Genomic DNA, 22,597 nt, shown 5'->3' with positions numbered 1-22,597 from the left:
TGATAAGTTTCATGACGGATTCAGACGATTACGCGGTAGTGAAGATGAACAGCTCCGCTTCTAAAGTGATGCTCATCGAGCAGTTCCAGTTTTATGCTCAGATTTTCCGGAAATGCTTTTTTACCACCACCTAAAACGACGGGATGAACAAGCACACGAAACTCGTCAATCAGTCCCTCACTCATTGCCTGTCCGGCAAGTTCGGGACCACTGATGGTAAGATCCTTATCTGAGGATGCCTTAAGCCTGAGGATTGCATGAGGATTGAATTCATGTTCTATACTCGTTCTGGCGCTTGATGCAGAAGAAAGCGTCTTTGAGTAGACGATTTTCTCTGCATCTCGCCAGATATAGGCAAATTCCCGGATTTTCTGAGACTCATCTCCTTTTTTTATATCTGATGTATCCCAGAATACCATCGATTCATACATCCTGCGTCCATATAGGTAAGTGCCGATGGAACGCTGAAAGTCAGTCCAGAATGAAAATACCTCGTCATCGGAAATGGACCATTCAAGATTGCCATGCTTATCCTCCATGTAGCCGTCCAGAGATATGTTGATCGGGTAGATCAGTTTAGCCATTTTTACGACCTCCTCATTTGTGTTATCGCGAAATCCAGCATCAGGATATCTGTTCTCATTGAAATAGTGAGAACCTGCGCTTCCGACAATCTCAAAGATAGGTTCTAAACTTAAACATTGTCAGAAGACTCATTTAATTTATGATATCTAAACGGTACAACGGATAAGCCTGAAAATCAAGCAGCCTTATGGCGGATAATCTCAGGTGATTTCAAGCGGATGATTTCGGGCTGGTTATTATCTATAGCAGTAAGGTTTGCCTTAGTTTCGCCACAATTGTATGATACGATCATATTGTAGAAATAATGATATCAGGATGATATGAATAAAAGAAAGAGGTGGCGTATAGTGCTGAAATGGTGGAAGAATTTCATCAAAAGACTGGGAGAATCAAACAGAAAAGAGTTCGGAGGAAAAAGACTGGACTGCTGTAACATAAACCGCGAGAACAGTAAATAGCGCTTACTCGACGGATTCACAGCATTAAGCATAACAGGGCGTAGATAAATGAAGATAGCGTGAGCAAAGTGACGGGTTTAAACCATCTGAACTTAGTCTCACGATACCCTTATGATCAGGAAATGGTCATAAGGAATAAAGGAGAGAAGATACTATGATGTTCATACCGATTGTTCTTATTGCGGGGCTATTCTATATCCTCACAAAAGACAACAAAGTCAATCTGACAAAAGACAGCAAGGATCCGCAGAACCGTTTAAAGGAAAGATTCATCCGAGGCGAAATCGATGAACAGACCTACTACAAGATGAAGTCGGTCATCGATGAAGATTAGAATGATTAAAGGAGGGAAATCCTTATGATGTATAACAGAAACTACTATGATCCAGAGAGGTTTTTTTCCGGCAGATTCAACTGCTTCAGTCCTTGGCATATCCTGATTCTAATAGGCGTCATCATACTCGTTATTTCAGTGGTGAAAATAATGTCAGATCGGAGACCCAAGACTGATTCAAAGGATCATCTGAGAAAACTCCTGAAGGAGAAACTCATTAACGGACAGATCACAGAGGAAGAATATCGGGCTAAGAAACGGGTAATCGATGAAGATTAGTTGACAAGATAAGGAGCGTCTCCCTATTCTCTCGCAGAAACAGGAGGTGAGGGATTTTGAAAGGAAAATGGATTGCAGGAATCGGGATCGGAATACTTCTGATCCTGTTTGGCGTGTTTGCGCTGAACAGGATTCCAGGAGAAAGGTTTATGAATCCCGGAAACGATAATGGTGTGGCTGATGATGACAATGAAGACAGGGTCAGAGGAGAAGCGGTAAAGCTGCCCATTCCCGCACTTCTTAAAGATGATAATCCTGATGAAACTGTATCGGATTACAACCTTAATGTTCAGGCGGGAGAAACCCGATTTATAGGGGATAAGATGACCCCGACTTTAGGCTATAACGGAAACTATCTGGGCCCTGTTATCCGAATGACTCGAGGACAGACAGTAAACATGCATGTCAGAAATGAGCTGACAGAAGATACTTCCGTTCACTGGCATGGACTTCTCGTTGAAGGAGCTCTAGACGGTGGACCTCACCAGCTCGTTGGCCCAGGAGATATCTGGGAACCCTCATTTACCGTAAATCAGCCGGCCTCTACCCTCTGGTTTCATCCGCACGTGATCGGATCAACTGCTACGCAGGTCTATTATGGTCTTGCGGGGCTGATCATCATTGAAGATGAATATTCCGAAAGTCTCAATCTGCCGGACGACTATGGCGTGAATGACATTCCTCTGATTATTCAGGACAGAAGCTTCGCTGAGGATGGATCCTTCTTCTACTATGACAATATGATGGATGGAGCGATAGGTGAGTACATCCTTGTAAATGGTGCTCTGGAGCCTGATCTGGAAGTTGAGCAGGTTAAGATGAGATTCAGGGTTGTGAATGGCGCCAATGCGAGAAATTTTGATCTTGAACTGAGCGATCGTAGTGATTTTCACCAGATCGCCTCTGACGGAGGACTACTTGAAGCTCCGGTGAAGAAAAGTTCGTTATTTATCTCCCCTGGCGAAAGAGCGGAGATCATTATTGATTTCGCTGAATATGCTGAAGGCGATACATTGGAACTTAGAAGTGACGGGGAGCTCGTCATGACCTTTACAGTGGGCAAAGATAAAGAGGATACCACAGAAATGCCTAAGAAGCTCACCACCATCGAGAAATTAGCCGAGGAACAGGCATCTGCAGTGAAAACCATAGAACTCGATGGTATGGGCCATATGGTCACCTTAAACGGAAGGCAGTTCGATATGGATCGTATCGATGATGATGCGACTCTTGGAGAAATCGAGATATGGGAAATCTCCACGCAGAGATCCATGATGATGGGTTCTTCGGGACATCCTTTCCATATTCACGGGACGCAGTTTCAGGTGCTGACGCGGGACGGCCGGGAACCTCCACCGAATGAGAGTGGCTGGAAAGACACCATCTTTGTGGGTTCAGGAGAAACGGTAAGGATTATCGTCAGATTCAACTATAAAGGCCTGTTTATGTATCACTGCCATATTCTGGAACATGAAGAAGCAGGGATGATGGGGCAGCTGGAAGTTAGATAGAAAATAACTTAAAAGATCTGGAAAACTGAGGATAATAGAAAAAGACAGGAGCGAAGAAGCTTCTGTCTTTTTCGGTTCTTAAGCGTATAGCCTGGCATGATCATTATGCTGATCGATTCAGCTTGTTGAGCCTAAGCTGAATCAGGCGGGTGGATCGGTTCTTATTTTGAATCTGTTGTGGCAAAGTACGTACCGATGATCATAATGGTGAGGGCAATAATAAAGGTAAGAGACGGGCGCTCCAGAAAGATGATAAATGACAGTGCGGCACCGATAAATGGTGCCACCGCATAGTAGGCGCTGGTCTTGGTTGCACCGAGGTACCTCTGAGCATATACATAGAGATAGATGCTGAGGCCATAGGAAACAAAGCCAAGAAAGAGCGTGAAAAGAATATATGGAATGTCAGTTGTGGTCTCCTTGAGGATAAAGGAGATGAGCAGCGAGCCTGTACCTGCACCGAATCCCTTCAGTATGACCACCTGTAGAGGGTCTTTTACAGACAGCATCCTTGTCATGTTGTTTTCCAGTCCCCAGCTGATCGCGGCAAGAAGGACCAGTATGGAACCTGCAGAAAATGAGAGGCTGCCGAAATCCTCTACAGAGAGAAGGATGCTTGAAAGCGTAATAAGGCCAATGGCGATCCAGAGTCTTTTATGAATGAATTCCTTGAAGATGAAAAGTGCGATGAGCGATGTCGCTACGATCTCAAAGTTGTTGAGGAGCGAAACTGTTGCAGGAGTGGTGAGCCTTAGACCCAGCATGAGCATGATGGGTGCAAGAATATCCAGAAGAATCATACCTATGGAATAAGGAAGCTCTTTCCTTGTCAGATTCATTTCCGGTTTCATTTTTCCGGTTTTAAACCGGTATAGGGCAATGAGAGACATTCCTGTACCTGCACCGAGATAGAGGAGCGCCGCCATCATGGTCGGGGGAACCCTGACAAGAAGAATCTTCGAAAGAGGGGAGCTTACCGCATATAATGCAGCAGCAATGATTGCAAAGAGAACTGCAGTATCTTTTTTTGTCTTCAAACTTTCTTCCTCCATCTATTTCATGAACTGATCAATGGCGACATTAAGATCTTCAAGGACCGTATCATCTCCCGTGACCGTCGCATCGACTACACAGCTTTTGATATGATCTTTCAGAATAATTTTACCGATGTTGTTTACTGCTGATTTAACCGCAGCGATCTGAATGAGAACATCACTGCAGTCTCTGCCTTCTTCAACCATTTTCCTGACTGACTCCAGATGGCCGATGGCTCGGGAAAGCCTGTTGAGGACGGCCTCGGTATGTTCATGCTGATGCGGATGACTATTCATAGAATCACCTCCAGAATAATATCCCCCCATGGGGGATATCATCAATGTATCATGTTTTATGAGAGATCACAATATCATAGATATATCGAGGAGAAAGATCATGATGAATACCCGTTTTAGGGGATAAAAACAGCAGCTCCTTCCATCTCACTGAAAGAAGCTGCCATAATTATTCAGGAGGCGATATTACGATTACTGATCAAGAGAGAATTCAAGATAGACGATACTGCTGTGGTATGCGGTTCCGTCAGATTCACTGAATACGAGCTCTTTACCTGATGGGCTCCAGGTTGTGGCGTAAGGGGCTACATCTACAGCGATTCTTGATGTCTCACCCGTCAGCATGTCATGTACATATAGTCCAGTAGAGCTCTTGCCGTCTGTATCGTTTTTCAGCTGGTAGGCGATCATTCTCTGATCAGGTGACCATGAAATTGCGCTGATTTCCTGTCCTTCGTCAATGAGGGTGCTGTCTGGGCCTTCGGTGTCATATAGGGAAAGGGTGAATCTGGCACCGTCACTCTGTACAACAAGAATCTCTTTGCCGTCAGGAGAGTGAGACAGGCTGTAGACGTTATTGAGGCCAAGACTGACTTTTTCTTTGGTCTGAACATCCATCTTCCATAATGTTTCATCAGGAAGGGTATAGTAGATTTCACCTCGGACCTTCTCGGTCACGATCAGGGATTCGTTTTTCAGTCCTTCGACGAAGGTGACATTGCCATCGGCATCTGCAATATAGGCACCGCCGTTATAGGATGCGCCGATAACCGAATCATCAGCTGCCCATCTGGCACTCATGGCGGAAGAAATTATTTTGTCTTTGAACTTAGGGTCTTCATCATTATTCATGTCTGCTACATAGAAGGCAGGATCACCGGCAGTGAACTCATGGTACAGGAGATTCCTGCGATCCGATGATAAAACAGCGCCGCCCAGGTTGCCTCCGTCCATGGCTCTAAGAAGAATATACTCATTGCTGTCTATGTCAAAAGTATAGAGGCTTCTTGGATACAGCCCTGATGATTCAGGAAGCTCCATCTTTTCAAGAGAGGTATTCTCTTTCGAAACGATGAGGGTTCTGTCGCTCAGCCAGTCGCTGATTTCCATGTTCTCGAAACGGTCGATTTTTACTACGGATATCGTAGGATTACTGTTGTCGCCAGGTGTTTCTTCTATTACAGTAATGCTTTTTCCGGGTTTATCTATAATTACTCTGTCTCCACCGGGGGTACCTGCACAGCCGACAGCAAAAAGAAGTAATGACAGTGCTGCGATGTTTCTGATTATGTTTGTGTTTTTCATTTTGATGACCTCCTCTTTTATACTCTTATCTTAACAGGGGGTTGTTTCCGGAGGATAAGCAATTGTTTCGAAGTTGCAACATATTGTGTACAAACTGTAAATATGAAAATCAGTAGAGCTTTTCCTCTGTCCGATCTTCAGCCATATGCCGGAAAGCTCAGTCTGAAGGCTGTTCCTTCAGGTCCCGTGTAGAGGAGAGTCAGGGTACCGCCCTGAATTTCCGTATATTTTTTTGCAAGGGACAGTCCGAGTCCCACTCCGCCGTTTTCGCGGGAGCGGTTTTTATCCACTGTAAAGAAGGGTTCAAATATCTTTGAAGCAAGTTCGTGAGGAATACCGATCCCGGTATCGGAGATATCAATCATCACCTGATCAGAAGATATGCCGCATCTGATGGAGATACTTCCCCTTGTCTCATTGTATTTTATGGCATTATCCAGAAGGTTCAGTAGAATGAGGGTCATGCTGTCCTTATCGGCCTGAATGAATGCTTCCGAAAGATCCGCATTCAGCGTCAGACCGAACTTGTCCATTTTGCCTTTAAGACTGTCTGTAATATCCAGAATGAGTTCCTTCACTTCAAGCTTTTCCATATGATACTCAAAATCGTATTTTTCCGTGACTGAAAGCTTAAGGACTTTTTCCACCATATCATAAAGTCTTCGGGTTTCGCCTTCGATGTTCTTTTTTGCGGTTTCAAGGAGCTCAGAATCATCAGGGTACATATCCAGAAGGTCAAGGTATGCCTTAATTGAGGTCAGGGGTGTTTTGAATTCATGGGTTACGCTTCCGATGAAGGATTTCTGCTGCTGGTCGAGGAGAGAGAGCTTGTTTACGGCGGAGCTCAGTTTTTTCTGCTCATCTTCCATATCCAGAATGGTCTTTCGGATTCTTCCGCTCATTTCGTGTATTCCGATGCTGAGGTCTCCGATTTCATCCCTTCGTTTTATGATTTCTGTTTCGTAGTTTCCTTCCCGTACAAGGTTCACCATCCTGTTGAGCTGCATGATGCCGCCTGCGAAGGAACTGAAATAATAGTAGGCGAGGAAAAAGCTCAGAATGAACACACCTAGACCCGCATAGATCATGAGCTTAAGTATGCTGTCATAGAATTCGGATTCACTTTGAAGTGAATAATAGAGCTGCAGGGCACCCACCTGATCATCTCCGATTTTAAGTGGGGTCAGATAGTACAGAGAAGAGTCCTCGATGAGGTAGGCGGTCTTATTGTCCAGTGCATACTGAAGAGTTTCCTTTGTGCTTTCTGACTGCATATGTTCGATTTTATCAGAAACCAGATTGCCCTCTGCATCGTAGAGGCTGACCAGATTGCCCGTGATCATCTCAAGGTTTCTTGCCAGTTCCGCTCCTTTTGAATCAAGAAAGGTTTCCGGAACTTTGTTTTCTTCAGAAAGAAGTGTCTGAAGAAAATAGACATTTGCGGTCTGTGCCTGACGGGCGAGGTAAGTCTCATACTGCGATTTCTGGTTCACCCGGATGCCCCGAAGGACAAGCAGGCTGAGAATGAGAACGGTCAGCATAAGAAGTGCGGCAAGAAATGCGCTGAACTTGATCTTAATACTTACTTTCACCATGGCCTCCTACGGCTTTATAGCCGATGCCGTGCAGGGTCTGAATGATTTCGCTGAACTCCGGTCCAAGCTTTTTGCGTAGTCTCTGCACGTGGATATCCACTGTTCGTGTTCCGCCGATATATTCCATGCCCCAGACAAGATCAAGAAGCTGCTCTCTGGAGTAAACCCGTTCGGGGTTTGAGACAAGAAGTGCCAGAAGATCATATTCCTTAGGGGTAAGATCAAGAGGCTGATCTCCGGCATACACCGATCTCTTGCCTGGTTTAAGCAGAATGCCGCTGAGATTTATGGCGTCCTGATCAGGAGGAGAGCCGAGGCTCTGGATTCTTCGGAGGAGAGATTTAAGACGCGCAAGAAGCTCCCTCATATCGAAGGGCTTTGTCATGTAGTCATCCGCACCAAGCTCAAGTCCAAGGACCTTGTCCACAATATCTTCCCTTGCAGTGAGCATGATGATGCCGAATGGTTTTTCGGTTTTCAGTTTCTTCAGGATATCGTAGCCGTCCATGCCCGGAAGCATGACATTGAGTATGATGACCTCCGGCAGGAATGATCTGATTCTATCGATGGCTTCGCTTCCGCTGTAGATTACATCCACGGTGAAACCTTCTCTTATCAGTGCATAAGCTATGGCATCAGCAATGGTCTTTTCGTCTTCAATAATGAGTACTTTACCGTTCATTTAACATCACCTCGAGTATGAATTTTACATTGATTTAGGTGCAGATCCGTTTCTGGGCATACCGATCCTTAAGGATCAGTATCATATGAATGTATTATGGATTACCAGAAGAAAAGGACCATAAAAACTTCTGATTTTCAATGGTCCCCGATCTGCAAATCTCTTTTTCGGTGCTCAGAGAGTATAGAGTCTGCTTCTTTTCAGTCTCTTACCTCTATTAAAGCCCGTTAACGACCTCATCCACCTTATAGGTGATCTGTTCTTTGAAAAGCCTTCTGCTGTCCGGATCGTTTACGTTGTATGGAGCAGCAAAGTCTGTTTCTTCCAGTTCATCGTAATAGGTTTTGAGTACTTCTGCTGTTTTTGTATCTGGATGTTTTTCCATGTAGCCTTCATAGGCGGTAATGAATTCTTCACTGTACTTATTGTCATCGTCCACAGGTGTATTATCAAGGCCGCCGAAGAAACCGCTTAGATAGTTTCGAAGCTCCAGTATGACATCCGGTTTATGGGCGGTTTCAGGATACTTGGCGAGGAAGGCTTCCCCAGCTGCAATACGTTCTCCAAGTTCTTCTATGGAGATGACGATACCTGCATCTGCTGCCCACATCTGCTCGGATTCCATGGACTTGAACTCACCGTATCCGAGCATTTCATCCGATACTGATCCTGCGTAGTCTTCTATGATCCTGTAATCTGCAACAGGTTCGACGGATCCTTCAACCTGCACGAATCTGTAGCCCATCTCTGTGAAACGGTTATGGAGATCTTTAAGCGACTCATCCGTTATGGATTCTTCAGTAAGATTCTGTGTACCTTCTTCGAAGAACGGCTGCAGCTTCTGTATCTCGTCAAAGAATGGGGCTATGCCGTTTTGCTGAAAATCTCTCAGATAGGTAAGGTATGCTGTAAGGGCAGCGTCGTTTGTCTTCTCCGATTCTTTCTCCATGATGGCGTCGAGCGCCGCTCTGACCTCCAGCGGATCTTCTGCGCCAGTAAAACCTTCTTCGAAATCAGCAAGAACTTCCTCATTTATCTCATCGTCAGTTTCATTACCAGAAGGGGTTTCAACGGGTGTTTCTACCGGCTCTTCCTGGGGTGTCTCTGTGCCGTTTCCATCGTCTGGAGGGGGAGTACCGGCTGCGCTGCATGCAGACAAGGTCATCATTCCGATAACCAGAAATGCGATTGTTTTTTTCATGTTGCACCTCACTCCTTATCTTTTTCTTCATTATAGAAGAGTTATTAGAATATTTTGTATCATTTGAATGACATTATCAAGAATATGGTAGGGATACATGTTCATTTATCCCGTATACATTGAAGAGACTGAAGTATTAGAGGATATGCGAAGATGAAAATGAGACTAGTCTTTAAAAGACTGATCTCATTTCAAGGGGTGTATTTCATCAGCTGTATTGAACGGATGGGGTTTTATTTAGAAGCGGATTCTCCTGCGATACGACCAAACACTGTAATATCTGCAATGGCATCACTTCCAAGACGATTGGTTCCATGGATGTCTCCGACGACTTCGCCGGCTGCAAAGAGTCCTTCTATAACTGAGCCGTCCTCTTTGACTACCTGGGCAGAGGTGTTGATTTTCACACCGCCCATGGTATGGTGTATGGCGGGTTTTGAGACCATGATGTAGTATGGACCCTCTTCAAAAGGTACGAGGGTTCCTCTTTTGCTGAATTCAAGATCCTTGCCATCTTTTGCATACTGATTGTAGTTTTCCACTGTCTTTTTCAGCTCTTCTGCATCGATATCGAAGAATGCGGCGGCCTCTTCCAGGGTATCCGCCTTCACCAGCTGTTTTCTTGCAAGAAGTCCGTTATATTCTGAGGCATGCTTGATGCTGACTTTTGAGTCCACCATGGCGGACTCGTCGAAGAACATATAGGACACGCCTCCTGTCTGCTCGAGCACTGCATTAGAGATGACATCTCGTCTTTCCAGCTCTTCAACGAAACGCTTTCCTTCCTTATTCACAAGGATGGACCTGCCTTCAAGTCTTACATCACCTACATAAAGAAGAGCACCTGACTGAGTGTCGCAGGTCGGATAAGCCTGGATGTACTCCATATCGGTCAGAACGCCACCGATTTTTTCCGCCATGACCAGTCCGTCTCCTGTGCTTCCTACGGAATTTGTGGAGAGATAGCCTTCATTCATCTTCGGATTGTACTTGGCTCTCATTTCCTTATTGTATCCGAATCCGCCAGATGCGATGATTACACCGCCGGTTGCGTGGTAAGTTATGGTTTTGCCATGATAAGTGGCTGTAACGCCTGTAATTTTACCTGTTTCATCCTGTATGAGCTCTGTAGCCTCTGTGTTCAGGTGAAGAGGTGATCCGGTTTCTTCGAGCTTTTTGCTCAGCTTGCTGATCATCTCATATCCTGTGGCGTTCTTCGGCACAAGACTTCTCTCCACTGAGTGACCCCCGAAGAAGAGCATATAGTCTTCAAAGATCATGCCGACTTCGTCTTTAAGCCATTTTGCCCCATCCAGTGCCTGGTCAGCGAGGATTCTTGCAAGAGCGGGATCGCTTTCGTTGTCTCCGCCTTTCATGATGTCTTCATAGAACAGATCCTTGCTGTCCTCCAGTTTTTCACTTTCCTGTACCCAGTTCTTCGGCGCCGCATATTCTCCTCCGGAGATCAGCGTATTTCCTCCTGCGATAGGCATTTTCTCAAGAACGATGACTTCCTTGCCGTTTTCAGCAGCCGTTATGGCAGCGGTAAGTCCGGCTCCACCTGCTCCGATGACGATGACATCAGCGGTATATTCTTCCTCGCGCGCCTCTTTTGCAGGCTTCTCTTTGGTGACAAGAACACTCTTGTCTGCACCGGTCTTTTTGAACGCATCATTCACGGCCATACGGAATCCGGCTGAGGTCAGTGTTGCGCCTGACACTGCATCCGCATCGGTGCTGTTTGTTGCAAGCATCTCTGCCTTCATGATATCGATGGCCTTGTCGAGTCCTTCTGATTCATCCTGGGAAATGACCTTGATATCTGAAATCATGCTGTCTTTCATGGTCAGCTCTACGACGATATCTCCGCCTTTTCCTATTCCTGTACCCTGATAGGTCCCATCGGGAACTGAAGCTGATGCTTTATTTCCGCAGGCAATCAGACTCAAGGTCAGTGTTGCGGCGATGACTAGGGAAATGATTTTCTTCATGGGTATTTACCTCCGTAAATTTGCGATATTTGTTATTTCTTTAACAGTATAGTATAATTCAGTGGCATCGTCTTTGAACGAATCGACACTGATTTTATACTTTTATGCACTGTGAGGTTGAAAAAATGAATCTGAAATGGAAATTCACGCTGTTTTTCACTGCAGTTTTCTCAGTGATTTTCTCAATTACCGCCTATGCAAGCTATGACAGAATTCATAGCTCAAATCAGGCACTGACCCATAATCTCAGTACACAGCTTATCGAATCCAAGGCCAATGAAGCGGGAGGGTGGCTTGCCCAGAGAATAAGAGAACTGCATACCATAAGCAGAACTCCGACAGTGGTTTCCATGGAAGAGGAAGCAATCAAGAAATATGTCACTCAGCTCAGCGAGGATATGGATGACTATTACGGCAATGAATACGGCACTTTCGGTATAAATGATTTCAGTGGACTGGAGTATATCACCGAAAATCAGACGATCGATGTACGTGATCGGGCGTATTTCAAGGAAATGCTCGTGACGGACAAGGAATATATTTTCAGTGAACCCGTGATATCGAAAACGGACAGCAGCATGATTACTGTTGCGTGCTACTCAATATATAACCCGGAAGGGAAGAAGGCCGGATTCGTGGCTGCATCCATATCCCTGGATAAGCTGACGTCCATCACCGAAAATCTTTCCTTCTACGATGGCGACACCCTGATCATGGACAGAAGCGGCACGCTCTACACCCATGGCTCGAACAGTCTTCCGCCCATCATTCTGGAAAACATCAAAGATTCCATTCCAGAGGAGGAGTCTGACCAGGTCATTGTGGAGGAGCTTGGAGACACGTATACCGCATTCTATGCCCCTATTCCTGGAAGCCATGACTGGTATCTCTGTACAGTGGTTGAAAACAGCAGGCTTTTTCATGATACCGAGCTTCTGACCTCTTCTCTATCGGGTTTATGGATGGCCATGGTCCTCATCGGGATTGTCGCCTCATTTTTCATGAGCTCACGTATCACAAGAAGAGTTTCCCTCCTGTCTGATGCCATGGAGGAAGTGCAGAAAGGAAATCTTGACATGACACTTGCTGTAAGGGGAAAAGATGAAATTTCTCAGCTGTCCATGCATTTCAATCTCATGGTGGAGGAGATCAAGAGGCTGATGAGAGAAGTTATTCTCACGCAGAAGGAGAAGAGGCAAAGGGAGCTTCAGGTGCTCCAGGCTCAGATCAATCCGCATTTCATCTACAACACGCTGGACACCATTCAGTGGAAAGCGCTATCCTATGGAGCGGATGAACTTTCGGACCTGATCCAGGCTCTGTCTTCGTTTTTCAGAATCTCGCTGAGCAAGGGAGAAGAAAAGATCAGCCTGTCCAAGGAACTAGCCCATGTGAGAAGCTATCTTGAGATACAGCAGTACAGATACAGCGATATTCTCCGTTATGAGATTGAAGGGGATGAAAACATAGAAGGTGCGCTCATTCCGAAAATCATCATACAGCCTCTGGTTGAGAATGCAATCTACCATGGCATAAAACCGAAGCTCTCAGGTGGAAAGATCCGTATCGCAGCGATAAGAAGAGGAGAGGACCTGATACTGGAAGTCTGTGATGACGGCGTGGGAATAGATGAGGAAACGCTGGAAAAGCTGAAAGAGGACATCAAGAGTGCAAGGCCGAAGAAGAGTTACGGTCTATATAATGTCAGTCAGCGGATCCTATTGTATTATGGAAAAGAGTACGGATTAGAGATTAAGAGCAGGAGGCAAAAGGGGACTTGCGTGACGATAAGTCTGCCCTATGAGGAGGAAGAGAAAAATGCAGAAAATAATCATCTGTGATGATGAAATCACCATACGAACCGGCCTTATGGAACTGATCGGTAAGCATTATCCTAAACTGGTCATAGCGGGAGCAGCATCCAACGGTTACGAGGCGGTTCAGCTTATTCTTGATCATCATCCCGATGTGGTGCTAATGGATATCAACATGCCGGGTTTGTCGGGTCTAGAAGTTATGGAAAAAACCGGTATGCAGTCACCACAGACCAAGTTCATCGTTCTGTCTGGGTACAGTGAATTCGAATATGCACAGAAAGCCATCAGGCTGAAGGTATTCGATTATCTGCTGAAACCTGTTGACCGTAGAAAACTGTTAGAAACAGTGGGACAGGCACTCAATCTGTCGCTTCAGGAAGAAATCGCTGCGGCAAAAAGTGCACCGGAAACAGAAACTTCTCTCGGATCTGATGCCGTACAGTATGTTTACAGAAACTACAGGAATCCAGATCTCAGTCTCTCCATGATTTCTGAAACACTGCATGTGAGTTCTTCATATCTCAGTAGAATCATGAGAAAGGAAACAGGGATGAGCTTCTCTGAGTTTCTGACGAAGGTTCGGATGGAAACCGCCATATCGATCTTAAATTCCTGTCCGGAAATATCCATGCTGAAGGTTTCTGAAGAAACGGGATACCGGAATCAGCATTATTTCTGCAAGGTCTTCCGGCAGTATACCGGACAGACATCTACGGAATACAGAAACGCATTGATCAAGAAGTGATTGGGATCAGATCTTTTTACAGAAGAAAACATAGAAGTACATGTAGTTTTCATAGAGAAATGAAAAAAGCTGATGTATAGTTAGAGAAAAGGAATATATAACGATTATGTGAGACGAATAAGATGAGTGGAGGTATCTATGCCAGAATTAACCCAGGTAATCTCACAATTTATGACCCCAAGAAATTTCAAGAATTTCATTGGTGCAGGCTACGCTGAAAGTACCGTGAAGAATCTTCTGCAGCTGCTTGTGCTGAAATACGATAAAGAAGATGAGCTTGATTCCGATAAGATGGACTATGCCGTAAGAGAAACTGTAATCAGTTATTCGAGCAGTAAAACCAGTGCAGTGGAGATATTAAAGAAGTTTCTTCTGTTCCTTAAGGAAAAATATGGATTTGACCCCGAGATCGCCTTTCCGCCCATCGATATTTCCAATTCCTTCGAAAGGCTCATGTATATCGCCAAAGCGCTCCAGAGTCCTGAAATCAGAATATCGGATCTGGAAGATATCCTTTGGGTCAGTAAGCGAACTATTGAGGACGATCTGGCAAGGCTTAGAGGAAATAAGGATCCCATACAGATCATGGGAAAACCGTTTATCATCGATGAGACCATAAGAAAAGATGATACGATGAAATTTTCCTCAACTGCGCATCCGCTTTTTCTCACATTCAACCTGACCCAGGTCATCACGACGCTTAAAGGACTGAAAGCGATGTGCAAAGAACCTGCACTTGAAAATTATGCCATGCATTCAGCGGTTTCCATATGGAAGCAGCTTTCTCCTTATGCAAAGGAAAGGATTCTTTATGTCATGGAGAATCTGATCGCAGATGATGTGTCCTGGTACAGAGATCTTGAAATGGATGAGGAAGGGATGTTCGTAACAGAAGTAAAGAGCAGAAAAAGCTTTCAGGGACCAGGGGTTCTCATGGACTGTATAAAGAATGATAAAACCTGCATCATCGAGTATCAGATGGGTGAGGATGAAGAAGGTTCAAAGAGAGATTCAGTCTTTTACACCGGATGCAGATTACTGCCCGGATCTTACCACGGAGAAAAAGTGGAAGTGATGTGCGATCAGGGACAAAAGACGATCATACTGAGAAAAGTACTGAACAGTGCCTATCATGAAGAAAACCTCGTCTGAAGATGAAGCCCGGCTTCATCGCACTTCCGCAGTCTGCAGATTATGATGGATACATAAAGTGAATCAAAAATAAAACTGCGGAGGGAAAGAAAATGAAAAACACATTCTACAGACCAGGACAAGTCAGCTCCAGGGAATTTGACCAGATTATAGAGGTAATGAGAAATGATCTGAATGAGCTTGTATCAGGAAAAGCCGGCAAAGAGGAGATCATCGAGTATGCGGCAAAGCTCATTCAAGATGCTGTGCCTCTTGCAAAGAATCCCAGTATGGTATTCTGGGGACTTGATGAACCTCAATCCATGCCCAGCGATTCAAGAGTACTCTACTTCTACAGACCGAGTTATATTGCTGTATCCATCCTTTCCTATATCTGGCTGAATGGCCCGGAAGAAGCGAAAGCGCTTAAGGGCTATCAGGAGATTCTTAAAAAGGGTCTCCTTGGTGCAACAGGTAGAGGCTTCAGTGGATCGGGTCATGATGCGATTAAGGGACTCATCGATGCATTGGATATATTCACCACAGGAGAAATGTGTCCGTTTGTCATGAGATTTCCTGAAATCTGTCCGACATTTACAAGCATCTTTCTGGATGTGCGATCCATCCTTGAGGAGAAGATGAAGAGGGGAAAAGTGACCAATGGCTGGGGAGAAGATTTTACGGATGCTGCCTTTTCGGTCATGGAGAGGATGAAGAAATTGGAAAAGGGCACACTGATCTTTGTTTATGGAACACTGATAAGCGGAAACAGCAATCACGGGCATTATCTAGGCGAGAGCAGGTATCTTGGAGAGGGAATCCTTGAAGGATATGACCTTTATGATCTGGGTAACTATCCTGGAATCAGGTCTTCAAGAACCGGCTCAGTCAGAGGAGAAGTCTATTATGTCACAGATGAGACGCTCCAAAGAATCAATGTCCTTGAAGGTGAAGGCAGTCTCTATTCTCTTAAGAGAGAAACAGTGGAAATGGACGGAAACAGCGTACCCAACGTGGGCGTCTATGTGTATCTCCATGATGTAGATAAGAAGAATCTGGTCTCACCTCATAATCAGCCGTGGGGAAAGAAGAACAATAAGCATGAAAACCTTGTATGGTATGCGGCCTACGGATCCAATATGCTGGAAGAAAGACTCATGTGTTACCTTAATGGGACCTGTTTCAGAAACAGCATGAAAAAAAGTCTTCCATGCACTGACCCTACACCGCCAAGAGCAAAGATGAACTATGAGTTTCCTCATGATATGTATTACGGGATGAGATCTTCAGGATGGGAAGGAAAAGGTGTATCATTTCTTGATGCGACTAAACCCGGGAAAGCCTATGGTGTTGCCTACCTGATGACAAAGGAACAGTTCGAGCACATCTATGCCATGGAAAACGGAGGAAAAATTCCTGATGAAGGGTCAGGATGGTACGGCAGGAAAGTGATGCTTGGAACCTTCGATGATATTCCGGTCATGACCGTAACAAACCATAAGGTTGTCGATAAGAATGATGCAGGAAGCCTTTATCTTAAAGTCCTGAAGGAAGGTCTTATGGAGAATTATCCCGAAGTTTTTGAGAAAAGCATTGATGAGTATCTGCTTTCAAGAAATCGGTAGATCGTTTTACCTTCGAAGAAAATACTAAAGCGCCGTACGTACCCGAAAAGGTATATACGGCGCTTTTAAGAGGGAACCGGCATTTGAATGACAGCCGGTTTTTGAAGATTTCTGTATCGGTTCATTACTTTCTACAGATAAGACAGTACGAGAAGCTTGACCGCTTCATTGATCTGCCGGATATCTAGACCTGTAATCTGGAGGATCTTATCGAGTCTGTAGGTGAGGGTATTTCGATGGATGAAAAGAGCTTTTGCGGTCCTTCCCATGGAGAGGTTCTCTCTGGCAAAGGTGACTGCTGTGATCTTCAGCTCATAGGGCAGTTTTTCATAGAGCGGAAGGAGCTCATTCCTATAGAATTCTCTGCTCTCTTTACTGAGCCCATCTACCATGGAAAGAATGAACAGGTCTTCAAAGGCCATGAGGGATTCTGTATGAGACATGGAAACAAGCGTATCATAAGCTTTCTTAAGCTCTCGGATGGACACTGCCAGTTTTCTGCTGCAGCGATTACGGTAATAGATGACTGTATGCCTTGGCATGAAGTTCTCCTGGAGAGCAGTGGAAAGACCTTCGGCTGTTTTCTCAGATTCCGGGTATGGGGTCAGAATGAAGATACCTTGAGAATCCGTCATAAAATCCGCCTCATGTCTGAAGTAGGTTTCGAGGAATTCCCGCATGATCTTCGGTTCTTCTGTACCGACAAAAATGGGACACAGCTCTTTTTTCTCTTTTTTCTTTTCCAGCCTAGTGATGAGCTCTTCCGTCAGATCCTCGGTTCTCAGCGAAGAAAGAAAATGTTCTGCCATAGGTTTCTCCTTTAACTGCAGTGAAAAGATCCCTCAGTTGATTATTTTTATCCATCTGGGGCAAGTCCCGAGATGTTCTTCTGATACTATAATAAGGTTTCTTCGGTTTCTTTGTCAAAGACATGGATTTTATCACTGTTGAAGGCTAGCGGAACCATATCATTCGGTTTTATGGTACTGCTTCCGTTGACACGGATGGTGATCGCATCAGTATTTTTGGTCAGATAGATATAGGACTCTGCACCCATAACTTCTGTAACTTCTGCTTTAGCATTGAATGTAGGGGTTCCCCATTTGCCGATGAGTTCTTCCTCATAGCTGATGTGTTCCGGTCTGACCCCGATGACCACTTCTTTCCCGTCGTAGCCTTGATCAAGAAGAATTCTGCTCTTCTCCTTTGACAGAGGAATAAGGACAGAATCGTATTCAAGGTGCGCGTCACCGTCCTTCACCACAACTCTTCCGCTCAGGAAGTTGATCTGTGGTGAACCTATGAATCCGGCGACAAACATGTTTACAGGATTGTCGTAGATGTTCTGTGGTGTATCCACCTGCTGTATGACTCCATCTTTCATGACGACGATTCTTGTCCCCATGGTCATGGCTTCTGTCTGATCATGAGTGACATAGATGAATGTGGTTTCCAGTCTCTGATGAAGCTTTGAAATTTCCGTTCTCATCTGGACTCTCAGTTTGGCATCAAGATTTGAAAGCGGTTCATCCATGAGGAATACATTCGGGTCTCTGACGATGGCACGTCCAAGGGCAACTCTTTGTCTCTGTCCCCCTGAAAGAGCTTTAGGCTTTCTTTTGAGAAGGTGCTCGATATCGAGTATCCTTGCAGCTTCTGTTACCTTCGTATCGATATCAGCCTTGGACATCTTTCTCAGCTTCAGTCCGAAAGCCATATTATCGTAGACGCTCATATGAGGATATAGGGCATAGTTCTGGAAAACCATGGCGATGTCTCTGTCCTTAGGGTCAATGTCATTTATGACTCTGTCCCCGATCTTGATGGTTCCGTCACTGATTTCTTCAAGACCAGCAATCATTCTAAGAGTAGTGGACTTTCCGCAGCCTGAAGGACCTACGAATATGATGAATTCCTTATCTTCAATAGTGAGGTTGAAATCCTTCACCGCAACAACATCACCAGGATATTTTTTCCATACATTTGTCAGTTCTAAACTTGCCAATTCTAAACAGCTCCTTTATTTTGAGTATACTCTCATCATAGAAGCAATCTGAAAAGGATTCCATTGACAGAATGCACAAAGATTTCCTCGTGTGGCTGGACAGCCCTTCTCCTCTCTATTTGAAGTACAACTGAATGCCTAGAGAATTATCCGGGTGACATTGAATTTTCACAAAGTGAACCGATATATCAAGGTGTACTCTATATTGATTTCGCACTTCAGAGGAGGATGATGAACTGTAAAACGGGATGTGCGGTCAGGATAGAACTATAGAATATAAATGAACGGAGGATGAAAATGTTCAGAAAGAGAACAGACATTAAACAGGAAGAAGTTCCTGCCAAGACTCATCAGATGACAGAAGAGAAAGCACAGCATGACAAAATATTCGAGGACAAAGAAAAGTGCATTGTCTCCACAATGGGTGTAGTCAATGAGCTTCTTCAATATATGACGGGACTTGATTATGTAAGAGAAATGATTATAGATGCCAGTGATCAGGCGGATATGATTCAGAACGTTGCGGCCAGCAGTGAAGAAATGACCGCGGCTACAGAAGACATCTCAAACTATGTGCAGATCTCAAGTGATAATATGAGAAAGGCAAAGGGGGAGACTGATCAGGCTCTGGACAAAGTGGAGAAGACCTTTTCTTCCGTTGAGGAAAATATGAATCAGATTGATGGAGTGAAAGACATCATGGCTGAAGTCAAAGATGAAACCGTGAAGATCAACGAGCTTGTAAGTGTCATCAAATCCGTTGCAGACCAGACTAATCTTCTCTCCTTAAATGCCTCCATTGAAGCGGCAAGAGCGGGAAAAACGGAAGAGGGTTTGCTGTGGTGGCAAATGAAATCAAGAAGCTTGCCGAAAACACCAAAGAACAGGTGGATATCATCAGAGAGATTGTTGAAGGTCTTAATGACAAGATCAATCGTGCCTCTGGAGAAATCGACAAGGTGGTGACCAGTTTTTCCGAGTCCAAAGTATCCATCAATGAGGCTACCGGAGGTATTTTCCAGATCGGCGGTATCATGAGCACCATGGAAAGCAGCTTCACATCCATTTCGGCAAATGTCGAGGAACAGACAGCAACTACACAGGAAATCACAGCGAACATCATGGAAGTCAACGCGAAGTCCGTAATTCTGAAAGAAAGAACCCATCACACCGGTCAGTCTTTCTATGACATATCGCAGAAGATCGACGAGGTGAGACTGAACGCTCTATCCTTTGCAGATACAGACGATCAGAAGGTTCTTATTGACCTGACCATTACCGACCATCTGATGTGGAAGTGGAGAGTCTACAATATGATTCTCGGATATGTGAAACTGGATACAGAAACTGTAGGTGACCACACTTCCTGCAGGCTAGGCAAGTGGATTGCGAAGCTGGATCAGAGTGACACAAGAATTAAAGGGATCATCTCAGGCATCGACAAGCCTCATAATGAAATTCATATGGGTGCAAAAAAGGCCATTGTAGCATATGAAGCAGGCAATATCGAGGCGGCAGAAAGAATCCTCAAGGATATCGAACATAACTCCCATATTGTCGTCAATCATCTTAAAGAACTGAAAAAAATCATCTGATCATCCGATGGAGTCTCCAGTGAAAAAGCCGGAGACTCTTTCTTTTTTGCTTGCTGCCGGAAAATGGGTGACCGGATGTGGAATACCTTAGGCTCTCACTAAATCATGATGAAAAATTTCATAAATGAAAGTGTTCTTAATAAATAGGTATTTTTAAAGTAATTCAGTATAATTGGAATATAAGATTGACTGCAGATGTTTCAGGCTACGAAGGCGTAAGCTGTGAAGCATGGAAACGGGTTATTCAGCTGAATAATAAGGTGAGCTTTGTTAATTGAATGTAATCTGTAGAAGTGAATCTGTGAATATGATGAATGTAATAGAGAGAGAAATGAGGTGACATTATGGATAGACTTAGAAAGCTGAGGTGGAAGAACAAATGGAGTGGAGTCATGAGTGTACTTCTTATTCTTCCATTTCTCATTTCCTGTGCACCAGTACCTCAGCCGGCAGAAAAAGTTCTGGAAGGACCGGATGTCATCGAAGTTTCCTCTCCTGAGATCATACCGGAGGAAGATCCGAAGATTATTCCAAAGATACCGAAGGAGATGGAAGAAACTCCGGCTCCCGAAGTTCCGGTGATACCTGTCCCTGATTACGAAGATGAGCTGAAAGCGAGGTTCCATGCACCAAGTGGTCCGACAGAACTTGTGAGATACCTCACTTCGGAAATTCTTGAGGGGAAGCTCACGATCGATATCAAAACAATCAAGGAAAAGTTCCCCTTAACGGATATGACCAATATAGAGCTTGTGGAGGCTGCACTGGATGCCGCTTCTCAGAATCCGCAGATTTCTCTTCTTCTTTATCCATCGCTTCTTATGGGAGAGAACACTATAGGATACTATTCCTATAAATCGGAGGAAGAGCTTGTAGAACGAAGGAACGCGCTTGAAGAAAAAGTGCTTGAACTTCTCGGTGATACTGACCTTACAGGGCTATCAGATTACGACAAGTCCCTTCTGGTACATGATCTTGTCATTGAGAATATTGTATATGATTATGAAGTGTTTGATCTCATCCTTGAGAACAAGGAGTGGACACAGGAGTCCTGGAATCGCATGCAGGAAGCGGGTAATGCGTACGGCGCTTTGGTTCTGGGGAAGGCTGTATGTGGCGGATATGCCCAGGCCTATGCACTTCTGGCCAAGGCCGTAGGCCTTGAAGTCTATTACGTCGAAGGAATGGTGGATTATAACGGAGAGGAAATCATACATGCCTGGAACAGGGTGAAGATTGATGGTCAGTGGCTTGTTGTCGATACGACCTGGGATGACATTGAGACACCAAATCCCTATATGTGGATGAATCAGCCTACAGGTATTGCCTATATCGACCGTTACGAATTCAAAGACTACATCAAGACTCTGGAGAATGAACTTGCAGGTGACAGTGAAGAGTATACCTGGTTCTATAAAAATGATTACTATGCAACAAAGGACACAATCCTTGAGGTGCTGAAAAGACACATAGATCAGGATGAAGCTTCTTTCGATATTCTTACAGGACCGCTGAAAAATAAGGAAGTCGACGTGATCATGAAAGAATTCGGGAATCGTTTTGATGACCAGCTGCATCTCATCTACTATGAGGACAAGATGATCCGTTACGTCAAGATAAAGGCGGACTGAGGACATCCTGATGAACTGATACTTAAAAAATCAGATCATGAAACCGAGAAAAGCTGCCGAATCAGATATCGGCAGCTTTTCTATTTCGCGTCGGCTAAGGACTGCAAAGCATCGGAATTCACTTTTTTACCGATTCTTGATGTCACTCCAACAAATTCATGAAAAATGTCGCAATATACATGCCTAATCCGAGTATGGAGAACAGCAGGGCTTTACCCTCTTCTTTGACATAATAGACAATCGCTCCACCTGAAGTTATGGCGAGTGGAATGAGAAGGCCAAGATACTTACTGACGTAGTTATCCATGGAACCATCAAGTTGAACCTGAAGACCTATAGTTTCCGGTAGAATGATAATTCCAAGTATAAAAAGACCGATGGCAAGAAGAACAAGAACTCCGCTTTTTATGATTCGAGCATTTTTTCGCATAAGACACATCCTTTCAGTTTACGTTCTGATGGAGCATGATTATCTTTACTCTGATAAATAATAAACAGGTGCTGTTAATTAGATTATACATCAGTAGAACGAAATAAAAGAGGAATTTAAAGCAGCCGGATAAAAAATTCCAGCTGCTTTTACTGCTTATCTAAAGATCAGATCATCATTTTTAGGGCGCTCGATGAGGTGCAGATCATCCTTGTCAATCTTCTGGAAGTTCAATGATCCATTCTCCTTTAAGCAGGCTTTTCGGGTTTTTCAGTCTCATGGAGAACTTCTGCTCGACGTTTTTGAGGGAAAGGTGCAGTAGAGCTCTTTTCGCAGGAAACTTCGG

At 44.5% G+C, this 22,597-nt stretch carries 21 protein-coding genes and 1 pseudogene; 11 read left to right on the top strand and 11 right to left on the bottom strand.

Annotated features, from left to right (window positions below; translation table 11 throughout):
• Positions 1-20: 20 nt before the first annotated feature.
• A complete protein-coding gene (locus tag RTX25_RS06930) occupies positions 21-584 on the bottom strand; it encodes a dihydrofolate reductase family protein (RefSeq protein ID WP_312652115.1) in 564 nt (187 codons plus the stop codon).
• A gap of 321 nt (positions 585-905) precedes the next feature.
• On the opposite strand from RTX25_RS06930, the gene RTX25_RS06925 reads away from it, so the two are divergent.
• The 4 genes from RTX25_RS06925 to RTX25_RS06910 all read left to right on the top strand — a co-directional run bounded on the left by RTX25_RS06925 (position 906) and on the right by RTX25_RS06910 (position 3,167).
• Entirely contained in the window at positions 906-1,043 is a 138-nt protein-coding gene (locus tag RTX25_RS06925; RefSeq protein ID WP_312652113.1) for an LDCC motif putative metal-binding protein, read from the top strand.
• A 154-nt stretch (positions 1,044-1,197) separates the two neighbouring features.
• Positions 1,198-1,377, top strand: coding sequence for a hypothetical protein (locus tag RTX25_RS06920; RefSeq protein WP_312652111.1), 180 nt, complete (start codon positions 1,198-1,200; stop codon positions 1,375-1,377).
• A 24-nt stretch (positions 1,378-1,401) separates the two neighbouring features.
• Entirely contained in the window at positions 1,402-1,656 is a 255-nt protein-coding gene (locus RTX25_RS06915) for an SHOCT domain-containing protein (RefSeq protein WP_312652109.1), read from the top strand.
• Positions 1,657-1,712: 56 nt separating this feature from the next.
• A complete protein-coding gene (locus RTX25_RS06910) occupies positions 1,713-3,167 on the top strand; it encodes a multicopper oxidase domain-containing protein (RefSeq protein WP_312652107.1) in 1,455 nt (484 codons plus the stop codon).
• 161 nt (positions 3,168-3,328) lie between these two features.
• Here the strand turns inward: RTX25_RS06910 and RTX25_RS06905 are convergent, their stop codons facing one another.
• The 7 genes from RTX25_RS06905 to RTX25_RS06875 form a co-directional block, all read right to left on the bottom strand.
• Positions 3,329-4,204: a DMT family transporter gene (locus RTX25_RS06905; protein ID WP_312652105.1), complete on the bottom strand. Its 876-nt coding sequence runs from the start codon at positions 4,202-4,204 to the stop codon at positions 3,329-3,331.
• 15 nt (positions 4,205-4,219) lie between these two features.
• Entirely contained in the window at positions 4,220-4,498 is a 279-nt protein-coding gene (locus tag RTX25_RS06900; protein WP_312652103.1) for a metal-sensing transcriptional repressor, read from the bottom strand.
• A gap of 192 nt (positions 4,499-4,690) precedes the next feature.
• The gene (locus RTX25_RS06895; RefSeq protein ID WP_312652101.1) at positions 4,691-5,803 is read right to left on the bottom strand and encodes a hypothetical protein; all 1,113 of its coding nucleotides are present in this window, start codon (positions 5,801-5,803) and stop codon (positions 4,691-4,693) included.
• Positions 5,804-5,940: 137 nt separating this feature from the next.
• The gene (locus RTX25_RS06890; RefSeq protein WP_312652099.1) at positions 5,941-7,395 is read right to left on the bottom strand and encodes a HAMP domain-containing sensor histidine kinase; all 1,455 of its coding nucleotides are present in this window, start codon (positions 7,393-7,395) and stop codon (positions 5,941-5,943) included.
• Positions 7,379-8,080, bottom strand: coding sequence for a response regulator transcription factor (locus RTX25_RS06885; RefSeq protein WP_312652098.1), 702 nt, complete (start codon positions 8,078-8,080; stop codon positions 7,379-7,381). Before RTX25_RS06885 ends, RTX25_RS06890 begins: the two co-directional genes overlap by 17 nt.
• 217 nt (positions 8,081-8,297) lie before the next feature.
• Positions 8,298-9,281: a hypothetical protein gene (locus RTX25_RS06880; RefSeq protein ID WP_312652096.1), complete on the bottom strand. Its 984-nt coding sequence runs from the start codon at positions 9,279-9,281 to the stop codon at positions 8,298-8,300.
• A gap of 233 nt (positions 9,282-9,514) precedes the next feature.
• Entirely contained in the window at positions 9,515-11,272 is a 1,758-nt protein-coding gene (locus RTX25_RS06875; RefSeq protein WP_312652094.1) for a flavocytochrome c, read from the bottom strand.
• A 125-nt stretch (positions 11,273-11,397) separates the two neighbouring features.
• On the opposite strand from RTX25_RS06875, the gene RTX25_RS06870 reads away from it, so the two are divergent.
• The 4 genes from RTX25_RS06870 to RTX25_RS06855 all read left to right on the top strand — a co-directional run bounded on the left by RTX25_RS06870 (position 11,398) and on the right by RTX25_RS06855 (position 16,590).
• Complete coding sequence (locus RTX25_RS06870; RefSeq protein WP_312652092.1) at positions 11,398-13,113, top strand: sensor histidine kinase; 1,716 nt, start codon at positions 11,398-11,400, stop codon at positions 13,111-13,113.
• Positions 13,091-13,834: a response regulator gene (locus RTX25_RS06865; protein WP_312652090.1), complete on the top strand. Its 744-nt coding sequence runs from the start codon at positions 13,091-13,093 to the stop codon at positions 13,832-13,834. Before RTX25_RS06870 ends, RTX25_RS06865 begins: the two co-directional genes overlap by 23 nt.
• Before the next feature lie 138 nt (positions 13,835-13,972).
• The gene (locus RTX25_RS06860; protein ID WP_312652088.1) at positions 13,973-14,986 is read left to right on the top strand and encodes a hypothetical protein; all 1,014 of its coding nucleotides are present in this window, start codon (positions 13,973-13,975) and stop codon (positions 14,984-14,986) included.
• A gap of 92 nt (positions 14,987-15,078) precedes the next feature.
• Complete coding sequence (locus tag RTX25_RS06855) at positions 15,079-16,590, top strand: gamma-glutamylcyclotransferase family protein (RefSeq protein WP_312652086.1); 1,512 nt, start codon at positions 15,079-15,081, stop codon at positions 16,588-16,590.
• A gap of 131 nt (positions 16,591-16,721) precedes the next feature.
• Here RTX25_RS06855 and RTX25_RS06850 read toward each other — a convergent pair whose 3' ends face one another.
• Positions 16,722-17,399 (bottom strand): helix-turn-helix domain-containing protein, encoded by a 678-nt coding sequence (locus tag RTX25_RS06850; RefSeq protein ID WP_312652084.1) that lies wholly within the window; start codon positions 17,397-17,399, stop codon positions 16,722-16,724.
• An 86-nt stretch (positions 17,400-17,485) separates the two neighbouring features.
• Positions 17,486-18,595: a sn-glycerol-3-phosphate ABC transporter ATP-binding protein UgpC gene (locus tag RTX25_RS06845; RefSeq protein WP_312652082.1), complete on the bottom strand. Its 1,110-nt coding sequence runs from the start codon at positions 18,593-18,595 to the stop codon at positions 17,486-17,488.
• A gap of 291 nt (positions 18,596-18,886) precedes the next feature.
• Between RTX25_RS06845 and RTX25_RS06840 the strand changes: the two are divergent.
• From RTX25_RS06840 to RTX25_RS06830, 3 genes and pseudogenes are all read left to right on the top strand, one after another.
• Positions 18,887-19,671 (top strand): annotated as a pseudogene (locus tag RTX25_RS06840) (methyl-accepting chemotaxis protein); the annotation flags it as partial.
• A 45-nt stretch (positions 19,672-19,716) separates the two neighbouring features.
• Entirely contained in the window at positions 19,717-20,190 is a 474-nt protein-coding gene (locus tag RTX25_RS14590; RefSeq protein WP_397428528.1) for a CZB domain-containing protein, read from the top strand.
• Between the two features lie 344 nt (positions 20,191-20,534).
• Entirely contained in the window at positions 20,535-21,821 is a 1,287-nt protein-coding gene (locus RTX25_RS06830; protein WP_312652078.1) for a transglutaminase domain-containing protein, read from the top strand.
• Between the two features lie 142 nt (positions 21,822-21,963).
• On the opposite strand, the gene RTX25_RS06825 is transcribed toward RTX25_RS06830, so the two are convergent.
• A complete protein-coding gene (locus tag RTX25_RS06825) occupies positions 21,964-22,251 on the bottom strand; it encodes a hypothetical protein (RefSeq protein ID WP_312652077.1) in 288 nt (95 codons plus the stop codon).
• Between the last annotated feature and the right edge of the window lie 346 nt (positions 22,252-22,597).

It is taken from the genome of Proteiniclasticum sp., from assembly GCF_032054185.1.
Lineage (GTDB): Bacteria > Bacillota > Clostridia > Clostridiales > Clostridiaceae > Proteiniclasticum.
Note: the sequence above shows the minus strand (reverse complement) of the source record. Positions and strands in the feature narration are given on the sequence as shown.

Bases quoted from the DNA above. Each gene is read 5' to 3' on its own strand.
- RTX25_RS06920 (WP_312652111.1), top strand. From the start codon at position 1,198: ATGATGTTCATACCGATTGTTCTTATTGCGGGGCTATTCTATATCCTC.
- RTX25_RS06930 (WP_312652115.1), bottom strand. From the start codon at position 584: ATGGCTAAACTGATCTACCCGATCAACATATCTCTGGACGGCTACATG.
- RTX25_RS06830 (WP_312652078.1), top strand. From the start codon at position 20,535: ATGGATAGACTTAGAAAGCTGAGGTGGAAGAACAAATGGAGTGGAGTC.
- RTX25_RS06925 (WP_312652113.1), top strand. From the start codon at position 906: ATGAATAAAAGAAAGAGGTGGCGTATAGTGCTGAAATGGTGGAAGAAT.
- RTX25_RS06860 (WP_312652088.1), top strand. From the start codon at position 13,973: ATGCCAGAATTAACCCAGGTAATCTCACAATTTATGACCCCAAGAAAT.
- RTX25_RS06900 (WP_312652103.1), bottom strand. From the start codon at position 4,498: ATGAATAGTCATCCGCATCAGCATGAACATACCGAGGCCGTCCTCAAC.
- RTX25_RS06870 (WP_312652092.1), top strand. From the start codon at position 11,398: ATGAATCTGAAATGGAAATTCACGCTGTTTTTCACTGCAGTTTTCTCA.
- RTX25_RS06885 (WP_312652098.1), bottom strand. From the start codon at position 8,080: ATGAACGGTAAAGTACTCATTATTGAAGACGAAAAGACCATTGCTGAT.
- RTX25_RS06850 (WP_312652084.1), bottom strand. From the start codon at position 17,399: ATGGCAGAACATTTTCTTTCTTCGCTGAGAACCGAGGATCTGACGGAA.
- RTX25_RS06915 (WP_312652109.1), top strand. From the start codon at position 1,402: ATGATGTATAACAGAAACTACTATGATCCAGAGAGGTTTTTTTCCGGC.
- RTX25_RS14590 (WP_397428528.1), top strand. From the start codon at position 19,717: ATGGAAGTCAACGCGAAGTCCGTAATTCTGAAAGAAAGAACCCATCAC.
- RTX25_RS06825 (WP_312652077.1), bottom strand. From the start codon at position 22,251: ATGCGAAAAAATGCTCGAATCATAAAAAGCGGAGTTCTTGTTCTTCTT.
- RTX25_RS06895 (WP_312652101.1), bottom strand. From the start codon at position 5,803: ATGAAAAACACAAACATAATCAGAAACATCGCAGCACTGTCATTACTT.
- RTX25_RS06855 (WP_312652086.1), top strand. From the start codon at position 15,079: ATGAAAAACACATTCTACAGACCAGGACAAGTCAGCTCCAGGGAATTT.
- RTX25_RS06875 (WP_312652094.1), bottom strand. From the start codon at position 11,272: ATGAAGAAAATCATTTCCCTAGTCATCGCCGCAACACTGACCTTGAGT.
- RTX25_RS06865 (WP_312652090.1), top strand. From the start codon at position 13,091: ATGCAGAAAATAATCATCTGTGATGATGAAATCACCATACGAACCGGC.
- RTX25_RS06880 (WP_312652096.1), bottom strand. From the start codon at position 9,281: ATGAAAAAAACAATCGCATTTCTGGTTATCGGAATGATGACCTTGTCT.